This is a genomic window from Candidatus Dactylopiibacterium carminicum (assembly GCF_014736495.1).
Taxonomy (GTDB): Bacteria; Pseudomonadota; Gammaproteobacteria; order Burkholderiales; family Rhodocyclaceae; genus Uliginosibacterium; species Uliginosibacterium carminicum.
The window spans coordinates 1-9,405 of sequence record NZ_MDUX01000085.1 but is presented as its reverse complement, the minus strand read 5'-3'; the positions used below and the strand labels follow the sequence as shown (position 1 = coordinate 9,405).

The following is a 9,405-nucleotide window of genomic DNA, read 5'->3' as shown; positions in this document are numbered from 1 at the left end:
TGAAAAACAGTATTTCATGAAGCTCGGGGCTGTCTAGGAAACCCGGGGCGATTCACTCTTCCATGACTGCCGTTTCATGCACGCCCTGCACATGCAGCCAGATCCAGCGGTGCTGCCGGGAATACTGGCGCGAGGCGGCGAGTGTGGAAAAGTGGACCTCGCGCTGACCATCGCCGTCGTAATCGAACAACGAGAAACTGGCCTGATCCAGCGGTTTGTCGCCGATGTGCACGATGCTGCCCGGCGGCAGGCCCGCCTTGCGGGCATAGGAATTACGGGTTTTCGCGCTGCTGCGAGAAGGGCGTTTGCGCATGACTTCGTCCTGATTGTGTTGCTCCGCAAGAGCCGGCAGAGCATGAGGCCGGCGTTGTCTGGCGGAGTGAGGGCATCGAAAAACCATTGCCCTTCAATGGGATTTCACCGTCCGGTTTCGCTGCGGCGCAATAGTAAAGCCATCTCCTGAAAGCCGGCCGGGCGCAGTATCATGGCCCCCTTTCGGCCCGAGAGGCAGAAAGAAAAGCGCGGTATTTGCGTGGCGGGGAGCGGGCACCGGCAGGGCGCCTCCGGATGTTCCGATTCCGGATCGCTTTCCCGGGAAATCCCGGGCCCACGCAGTCCTTCGGGGCTTGGGTGATCGTGGCCCGCCGCAGCGCACCGGGGCAGATCTGTATGTCACCGGTCGCCATCGCCGGAGGCCCGGTTGTCCGGGGGAGCCTCTGGCAAAGATGAGGGACACACAGGCCTTGCCACGCTGGCAGCCAGGTGGATGGGACAGCCTGCAGGGCGCCTGGCAAGGTGAATGGGTTTTATTTTCTATCCAGATAGAGATGAATGGAGAACAGCGAATGTCACTGCTCATAGGGGTGCCTCGGGAGGTCTTTGCAGGGGAGAAGCGTGTCGCGACCGTGCCGGAGGTCGTGGAAAAGCTGATCAAACTGGGGTTCAGGGTTGTCGTCGAGACCGGCGCGGGTGCCGCTGCCAACTGTGATGACGATACCTACCGTGCCGTCGGCGCCGAGATCGCCGAGCGCGCGGCGAAGCTGTGGGCGAGTGCTGATATCGTCTTCAAGGTCCGTGCCCCGAGCGACGAGGAAGTCGCCTCGATGCGCGAGGGCTGCACGCTCATTTCCTTCATCTGGCCCGCCCAGAATCCCGAGCTGATGCAGAAGCTTGCGGCCCGCAAGGTGACCGTGCTGGCCATGGATGCGCTGCCTCGTCAGCTCTCCCGGGCGCAGAAGATGGATGCGCTGACTTCTCAGGCCGGCGTGGCGGGTTACCGTGCCGTGATCGAAGCCGCCAATGCCTTTGGCCGCTTCTTCAACGGCCAGATCACTGCCGCGGGCAAGGTGCCGCCGGCCAAGGTCTTCATCGCCGGTGCCGGTGTGGCGGGTCTGGCTGCCATCGGCGCGGCTGCAGGGCTGGGCGCTGTGGTGCGCGCCAACGACACTCGCGCCGAGGTGGCCGATCAGGTCAAGTCGCTCGGCGGCGAATTCGTCAAGGTCGATTACGAGGAAGAAGGTTCGGGCGGTGGCGGTTACGCCAAAGTCATGTCCGAAGGCTTCCAGCAGGCACAGCGCGAAATGTATGCGCGCGAAGCCAAACAGGCCGACATCATCATCACCACCGCGCTGATTCCGGGCAAGCCGGCGCCCAAGCTCATCACTGCCGAGATGGTGCAGTCGATGAAGCCTGGCAGCGTGATCGTCGACATGGCCGCCGAGCAGGGTGGTAACTGTGAGCTGACCGTGCCGGGTGAGGCCGTGGTGCGCCATGGCGTGACCATCGTCGGTTACACCGATCTGGTGAGCCGGTTGGCCAAGCAATCCTCGACGCTGTACGCGACCAACCTGTTCCGCCTGACAGAAGAGCTGTGCAAGACCAAGGATGGCAAGATCGACGTCAACTTCGAAGATGATGCGATCCGTGGCCTTACCGTGATCAAGGATGGCGAAATCACCTGGCCGGCGCCGGCGCCCAAGCTGCCCGCCGTCGCTGCCAAGCCTGCCGCCGCGCCTGTGCCGGTTGCCAAGAAGGCCCATGGTCATGGCGAGCCGAGCGGTCCGATGGCTGCCAAGACGATGGCAATCATCTTCGGTGTGGCCGCCGTGCTGTTCTGGCTGATCGGCGCCTACGCTCCGGCCGCCTTCCTCGGCCACTTCACGGTGTTCGTGCTGGCCTGCTTCATCGGTTACATGGTGGTCTGGAATGTGAAGCCGGCGTTGCATACGCCGCTGATGAGCGTGACCAACGCGGTCAGCAGCATCATCGCCATCGGTGCACTGGTGCAGATCGCGCCACCGGAGGCCGGCAGCATCGTGCGCCCGGATGAAGTCATCCGCTGGTTCGCGCTCGGCGCCATCGTGCTGGCCACGATCAACATGTTCGGCGGCTTCGCCGTCACCCAGCGCATGCTGGAAATGTTCCGTAAGTAAGGGAGAAGAAAAACATGTCTGCAAGTCTGGCTTCGGTCTCCTACCTCGGGGCAGCCATCCTGTTCATCCTCTGTCTGGGCGGACTTTCCAACCAGGAAACCGCGCGTCGCGGCAACTTCTACGGCGTGCTCGGCATGACCATCGCGGTGCTCGCCACGGTGTTCGGCCCGCGTGTGGCTGCGGCAGGCCTGCCGTGGATCATCGGCGCGATGGTCGTCGGTGGTGCCGTGGGGCTCTATCTGGCCCGCGTCGTCAAGATGACGCAGATGCCCGAACTGGTCGCCTTCATGCATAGCCTTGTCGGCCTGGCCGCGTGCCTGGTCGGTTTTGCGAGCTATATCGACACTTCCATCGCCTATACCGGTGCTGAAAAGGCTATCCACGAGATCGAGATCTATGTCGGCATCCTGATCGGCGCGGTGACGTTCTCGGGTTCCGTCGTGGCGTTCGGCAAGCTCTCCGGCAAGATCGGCGGCAAGCCGCTGCTGCTGCCGGGCCGCCATCTGATCAACCTGTTCGGTCTGCTGGTGGTGCTCTACTACGGCTACGCCTTCCTGCAGGTCGATTCGATTTCGGCCGGCATGGTCCCGCTGATGGTGATGACGGTGATCTCGCTGTTCTTCGGCGTCCACATGGTCATGGCCATCGGTGGTGCTGACATGCCGGTCGTGGTGTCCATGCTCAACAGCTATTCGGGCTGGGCTGCCGCCGCCACGGGCTTCATGCTGAGCAATGACCTGCTGATCGTGACGGGCGCACTGGTCGGCTCCTCCGGCGCGATCCTGTCGTACATCATGTGCAACGCGATGAACCGCAATTTCATCAGCGTGATCGCCGGTGGCTTCGGCTCCGACGGTGGTGCGCCGAAAGCTGCTGCCAGTGGCGCCGTGCAGCCGGCCGGGGAAGTGACGCCGGTTTCCTCCGTCGAAACGGCCGAACTGCTGCGCGAAGCCAAGAGCGTCATCATCGTGCCGGGCTATGGCATGGCGGTCGCCCAGGCTCAGCACACCGTCTTCGAGATCACCAGCCACCTGCGCGCCAAGGGTGTGAATGTGCGCTTCGCGATCCACCCGGTCGCCGGCCGCATGCCGGGCCACATGAACGTGCTGCTGGCCGAAGCCAAGGTGCCGTACGACATCGTGATGGAGATGGATGAGATCAACGATGACTTCCCGGATACCGACGTGGTCATGGTGATCGGCGCCAACGACATCGTGAACCCGGCAGCCCAGGAAGACCCGGCCAGCCCGATCGCCGGCATGCCGGTGCTGGAAGTGTGGAAGGCCAAGACCTCCATCGTGATGAAGCGCTCGATGGCTTCCGGCTACGCCGGCGTGGACAATCCGCTCTTCTACAAGGACAACAACCGCATGCTGTTCGGTGACGCCAAGAAGATGCTTGACGAGGTGCTGGTAGCGTTGAAAGCCTGACGAGCCATCCATCCGTTCTGTACTGGAAAGCCGGCTTTGTGCCGGCTTTCTGCTTTTTGAGGAGAGGGCAGGGGCTGTATAGTTTTTTCCCATCGCTAATCCGCCGCACGGGAGAGCCAGACCATGACGCTCCGTATCGCTGTCGCGCAGCTCAATTGCACCGTGGGTGATTTGCCGGGCAACGTTGCCTTGATTCTCGGTGCCGTCCGTGAGGCGAGGGCCAGAGGCGCGCATCTGCTGCTCACCCCCGAACTCTCGTTGTGCGGCTATCCACCGGAGGATCTGCTGCTGCGCGAGGATTTCTACCTTGCCTGCGAGTGTGAGCTGCTGGCACTGGCGGAGGCCGCGCACGGCATCGACCTGATCGTGGGGCATCCGCTGCATGCCGACGGCGAAGCCTGGAATGCCGCCTCGCTATTGCGTGACGGCCGGGTGGTGGCGAGCTACCGCAAGAACCGTCTGCCCAATTACGAAGTCTTCGACGAGCGCCGTTATTTCGCCGCCGGCAGCGCCCCTTGCGTGATCAAGGTGCAGGGGGTACGCGTGGGCATCAACATCTGTGCGGATGTCTGGGGGCCGGATAGCGTGCTGGCCGCTGCGGACGCTGGCGCCGAACTGCTGCTGGTACTCAACGCTTCGCCCTTTCACATGGGAAAGCACCAGCAGCGTCGTGAGGTGATCGGCGAGCGCGTGCGCGAATCCGGTCTGCCGGTGCTCTATTGCAACCTTGTGGGCGGGCAGGATGAGCTGGTATTCGATGGAGGCTCCTTTGCGCTGGATGATGAGGGCTCTCTCAGCTTCCAGGCACCGGCCTTCGAGGCACGCGTGGACGTGCTCGATTTTGCCGATGGCCGTTTTTCCAGCGAGGTCTGCGTTCCGCGTGGCAGCGTGGAGGCAGAAGTGTACGAAGCCTTGAAGCTGGGCGTGCGGGATTATCTCGACAAGAATCGTTTTCCCGGCGCCATCATCGGCCTTTCCGGTGGCGTGGATTCCGCGCTTACCCTGGCCATTGCGGTGGATGCGCTGGGCGCCGACCGCGTCCGTGCGGTGATGATGCCATCGCCCTATACCGCGCAGATGAGTCTGGACGACTCACGCGAAATGGTGCGTCTGCTGGGGGTGCGCTATGACGAGCTGGTAATCGAGCCTGCCATGCACACCTTCGCGCGGATGCTCACACCCTTGTTCGAGGGAAGACCGGAGGACACCACCGAGGAGAATCTGCAGGCGCGCATTCGTGGCATGAGCCTGATGGCACTCTCCAACAAGTTCGGCAGCATCGTGCTCACCACCGGCAACAAGAGCGAGATGGCGGTCGGCTACGCCACGCTGTATGGCGACATGGCCGGCGGTTTCGCGGTCATCAAGGACATTCTCAAGACCTTCGTCTACCGCCTGTGCGCGTATCGCAACGGCCTCTCGCGCGTGATCCCCGGGAACATCCTGACGCGTGCGCCCTCGGCCGAACTCAAGCCCGGCCAGACCGACCAGGACTCCCTGCCGCCCTACGAGGTGCTGGATGCCATCATCGCAGCCTACATGGAACACAACGAGAGTCCGCACGAGATCATCGCCGCCGGCCACTCCGAGGCCGACGTGCGCCGCGTGATCGGTCTGCTTCGCCGCAACGAATACAAACGCCGGCAGGCTCCGGTGGGCATCCGGGTCACACAGCGTGGTTTCGGGCGTGACTGGCGTTGCCCGATCACGAACGCCTACTAAGACAGCTTTTAGCCTGGCCGATCCGGGCCGTAAACAAGGGCATGGCGGCGGGGCGTCCGTCATACCCGGGCGGGAGCCGCCCGAAGACGGGATCAGGGCCTGCACTATCCTGATACGCAGCGTGAAGTGACTGCCACCACGGAGGAACATGCATGAAGTGGATGTTGCGTCATCGACTGACTGTGGCAGTGGTGCTCGTCATCCTGGTCATTGATGCGGGGCTGATGGCCCTGCGCGAGCAGCGGCGCGAGGAATTGCTGAATCAGGGCGTGCTGCGCATGCAACTGGCTTCAGGCGTGACCGTCGAGCGGCTGGACTGGTTGATCGAAGCGCAGAAGAACGTGCTTTTCGGGCTGGCCGACACCCTGCGGGCCAGCGGGCTGCCCAAGGCGCCGAATGTTTCCATCTACCACTTGCTGCAACGCCGTCAGGCCGCCTCCAAGGGCGTTGCCTGGCTGGCCCTGCACGGCCCTGACGGACGCCTGCTCGGGCGCTCCGGGTCATGGCCGGTCCCGACGCAGTGCAGCGAGCCGCCGGATTACTTCAAGGACCAGCTGAGTCTGAAGAGTCAGGGGCTGATTTTTGGCGAACCGGAGCGCGACTGTCTGACTGGCGTGGAGTTCGTATCGATCACGCTTGCCGTGCGCAGCGAGCTCAACGAATTTTTGGGCGTGCTGGTGGCCGCGATTCGGCCAGCCGAAATCGCAACCCTGATTGCCGAAACCGCCTTGCCTGACGGTTTTGATCTGCATCTGCTCAATGGGCAGGGGCAGGAAATCCTCTGTTACAACAGCGATGGTCCATGCAGCGTACCGAAGAGTGTCGCGATGGGCAGCGCCCACGCCTTGCCGCAAGGCGGGCGTTTCGGCGATCCGCGCCTCGACGCGCGCGTGGGGTTTGTGCTGGCTTCGCCGCATCATCCCTACCGCGTCGTCGTGTGTGCGGCAAATGAGCGCTTGCTGACTGCCTGGCGAGCCGAACACCACCTCTACCTGCTGATCGGGGGGGCCAGCAACATTGCCCTGGTTCTGCTGGTGGTGATCACGTTGCGCCATGTCCGACGGCGCCGTGAGGCGCTGACCGCCCTGGCCGAGGCCAACTATCACCTGAAGGCACGCGTAGCGCTGCGGACAGGCGCTCTGGAGCGTAGCAAGGCGCAGGCGCGCATCTTCATGAATGCCGCCCGCGACGCCATTCTGGTGGCGGATGCGGATGAGCGCATCCTCGAATACAACCATGCAGCCGAGCGCCTGTACGGCTATTCGCGCGCAGAAGTGCTCGGCAGAAAGCTCGGCATGCTCGTTGCGGACGGCGATAGCCGGCAGGATATCGCCCGGATTCATGCCAGTTTCAACGAGCAGGGAAGTTCGGCCATATCCCGTCTGGAAATGTATGCGCGCCACAAGATGGTTACTCGATCCCGGTCGAGGTCAGCATCGGCAGCGAGCTTGCCGCAGGTGGGCGCCTGTTTGTCGGCGTGGTGCGAGATATCAGCGAGCAGAAGCGTACGGAGGCAGAGCTGCGCCTGCCGCTTACCGGGCTGCTGAACCGGCGTGCCTTCAACGACGAAGCTTCGCGCCTGACGGGACTGACGCTACGCCATCAGCGTTCCCTGGGGGTGCTCGTCCTCGATGTGGATCATTTCAAACGCGTCAACGATACCCACGGGCATGCCGTGGGCGACGAAGTCTTGCGGCAGCTGGCCCGTACCGTCAGCGGGGAGCTGCGCGATACGGACCTGCTGGCACGCCTGGGCGGGGAAGAGTTCTGCGTGCTGATGCCGGAAACGGGTAGCGATGGCCTGAAGCGGCTGGCGAACCGCCTGCTGGAGGCTGTGCGTGCCATGGTGGTCAGATTGCCTGACGTTTCCCTGCAGATCACCGTGAGCATCGGTGGCGCCAATCTGCGCGACCCGCCCGACACCTTCAAGCAGGCTTTGCTGCGCGCGGACGAAGCGCTGTACACAGCCAAGGGCGAAGGACGGAACCGGGTATTGATCCACGGCGAGGCTTGAGCCTCCGTACATCGTTTGTTGCATACGGATATTTCCAATTGACCGCAGAGGAAGTTCGTCTGCGGAAATGGCTCTCTGATCCATCGCAAACGTCATCTTGCCGTCCATCCGACAGCAGATAAACCTGCCCGTTCAGGCGTGTTAAAAAATGTATATTTTTGTTGGTTTGAATTAGCATGATGCGAGTTGATTATGCCGATCAAATTAGCGTGTGACGCCAATCCATTCCTGGATCAACGGCAGCGCAGCATCCGAAAGATTGTCGGAAATGGAGCAAGGCAGGTCCATGCGTGCGATCGAGCACGCATTGTCGAACGCGGCGCGGCGTGATGGCGGCTCATCGCATGGAAGCCGCCGTCGCATCCTCCTGATTCATCAGAACTTCCCCGGCCAATTCCGGCACCTTGCCCGCCATCTGGCCACTCGCCCCGATGTCGAAGTCATCGGGCTCGGACGTGATACGGCGCCGGGCCTGGACGGATTCCCCTGGTTCAAATACCGGCTCCATCGCACGGTCAAGGCTGAAACCCACCCCTACCTGCGCCAGATGGAGGCCGCCGTGCTCCACGGCCAGGCGGTTGCCCGCGCCATGGCCGCTCTCAAGCGCAAGGGCTTCGTGCCCGATGTCATCCTCGCGCACCCGGGCTGGGGCGAAACGCTCTATGCAAAAGAGATCTTCCCGGCGGCACGGTTGATCCATTTCTGTGAGTGGTACTACAGCACAACCGGCGCCGACTTCGGCTTTGACCCCGAATTCCCGCCTGACCTCGACGATCGTCTGCGCATCACTACCTGGAACGCGCTGCATCTGCTGAACCTGCAGCACTGCGACGCGGCCATCGCCCCCACCCGCTGGCAGAAGAGCCGCTTCCCCGCCGAGTACCAGCCCAGGATCCAGGTCATCCATGAAGGCATCGACACCGAAAACCTCGGCCCCGATCCTGACGCCACACTGGTGCTCTCTCGCCGTCATTCCGACCTCCGACAAGCTCAGAGCCTGCCCCGGGCGCGATCCGGGGACAGGCCGGGCTCTGCCCAAGCCGGAATTCAGAGACTTCTTTCCCTGAAGGAAACGAAAGCCGAGAGGACGTGAGCCTCATCCTCAAGGCCGGCGACCCCATCATCACCTACGTCGCCCGCAATCTCGAACCCTACCGCGGCTTCCACCAGTTCATGCGCGCCCTGCCAGCCGTACTCAAGGCACACCCGGCAGCGCAGGTGCTCATCGTCGGCGGCGACGAGCGCAGCTACGGCAGCCTGCCCACGGATGCCCCCAACTGGCGTGAAAGCATGCTGCGCGAACTGACCTTCCCTTCTCCCTTGGAGAGAGAGGGGCCAGGGGAGAGGGGGCGGCTTCCTGCCGACTGGCCAACCCGCATCCACTTCCTCGGCAAGCTCCCCTACGAAACCTACAAGAAAGTCCTACAGGTCTCGGCGCTGCACGTCTATCTCACCTATCCCTTCGTCCTCTCCTGGTCGCTGCTCGAAGCGATGGTCACAGGCTGCCGCATCCTCGCCAGTGACACCGCACCGGTGAGGGAAGTCATTCGGGATGGGGAGAACGGCGAACTGGTGGCTTTTTTCGATGTGCCTGGCATCAGTCGCGGGATTCTGGATGCACTGAATGACACGGAGCGAGGCGGGAAATTACGACGCCGTGCGCAGGAAACAGCGCAGGCCTATGGGCTGGCGGCGGGCCTGCAGGCCTATGCGCAATTGCTTGGTTTGAACAATGAATCGATTAATAAAAGTTGAATCGCCCCCGGTTCACTAGACACTTCGAAGCCTTAAGCTGGCAACCAAGTGG

8 protein-coding genes are annotated in these 9,405 nt (G+C 62.7%); 7 read left to right on the top strand and 1 reads right to left on the bottom strand.

Features of this window, described 5'->3' with window-relative positions; all coding sequences use genetic code 11:
• Positions 1-52: 52 nt before the first annotated feature.
• Positions 53-313, bottom strand: a complete 261-nt coding sequence (locus tag BGI27_RS16675) for a hypothetical protein (RefSeq protein ID WP_095525931.1) — start codon at positions 311-313, stop codon at positions 53-55.
• A 532-nt stretch (positions 314-845) separates the two neighbouring features.
• Between BGI27_RS16675 and BGI27_RS16670 the strand changes: the two genes are divergently transcribed.
• From BGI27_RS16670 to BGI27_RS16640, 7 genes are all read left to right on the top strand, one after another.
• The gene (locus tag BGI27_RS16670) at positions 846-2,432 is read left to right on the top strand and encodes a Re/Si-specific NAD(P)(+) transhydrogenase subunit alpha (protein WP_170943091.1); all 1,587 of its coding nucleotides are present in this window, start codon (positions 846-848) and stop codon (positions 2,430-2,432) included.
• 14 nt (positions 2,433-2,446) lie between these two features.
• Positions 2,447-3,862: a Re/Si-specific NAD(P)(+) transhydrogenase subunit beta gene (pntB, locus tag BGI27_RS16665; RefSeq protein ID WP_095525929.1), complete on the top strand. Its 1,416-nt coding sequence runs from the start codon at positions 2,447-2,449 to the stop codon at positions 3,860-3,862.
• 123 nt (positions 3,863-3,985) lie between these two features.
• Entirely contained in the window at positions 3,986-5,584 is a 1,599-nt protein-coding gene (locus BGI27_RS16660) for an NAD+ synthase (protein WP_095525928.1), read from the top strand.
• Between the two features lie 152 nt (positions 5,585-5,736).
• The gene (locus BGI27_RS16655; protein ID WP_095525927.1) at positions 5,737-7,131 is read left to right on the top strand and encodes a PAS domain-containing protein; all 1,395 of its coding nucleotides are present in this window, start codon (positions 5,737-5,739) and stop codon (positions 7,129-7,131) included.
• Entirely contained in the window at positions 7,062-7,598 is a 537-nt protein-coding gene (locus BGI27_RS16650; RefSeq protein ID WP_170943090.1) for a GGDEF domain-containing protein, read from the top strand. The genes BGI27_RS16655 and BGI27_RS16650 overlap by 70 nt, the downstream gene beginning before the upstream one ends.
• Before the next feature lie 286 nt (positions 7,599-7,884).
• Entirely contained in the window at positions 7,885-8,691 is an 807-nt protein-coding gene (locus BGI27_RS16645; protein ID WP_223871881.1) for a glycosyltransferase, read from the top strand.
• Positions 8,688-9,353, top strand: a complete 666-nt coding sequence (locus tag BGI27_RS16640; RefSeq protein WP_223871880.1) for a glycosyltransferase — start codon at positions 8,688-8,690, stop codon at positions 9,351-9,353. The genes BGI27_RS16645 and BGI27_RS16640 overlap by 4 nt, the downstream gene beginning before the upstream one ends.
• The last annotated feature ends 52 nt before the right edge of the window (positions 9,354-9,405 follow it).

Excerpts from the sequence above, each read along its gene's own strand:
- BGI27_RS16645 (WP_223871881.1), top strand. The coding sequence starts at position 7,885 with ATGCGTGCGATCGAGCACGCATTGTCGAACGCGGCGCGGCGTGATGGC.
- BGI27_RS16660 (WP_095525928.1), top strand. The coding sequence starts at position 3,986 with ATGACGCTCCGTATCGCTGTCGCGCAGCTCAATTGCACCGTGGGTGAT.
- BGI27_RS16675 (WP_095525931.1), bottom strand. The coding sequence starts at position 313 with ATGCGCAAACGCCCTTCTCGCAGCAGCGCGAAAACCCGTAATTCCTAT.
- BGI27_RS16655 (WP_095525927.1), top strand. The coding sequence starts at position 5,737 with ATGAAGTGGATGTTGCGTCATCGACTGACTGTGGCAGTGGTGCTCGTC.
- BGI27_RS16670 (WP_170943091.1), top strand. The coding sequence starts at position 846 with ATGTCACTGCTCATAGGGGTGCCTCGGGAGGTCTTTGCAGGGGAGAAG.
- pntB (WP_095525929.1), top strand. The coding sequence starts at position 2,447 with ATGTCTGCAAGTCTGGCTTCGGTCTCCTACCTCGGGGCAGCCATCCTG.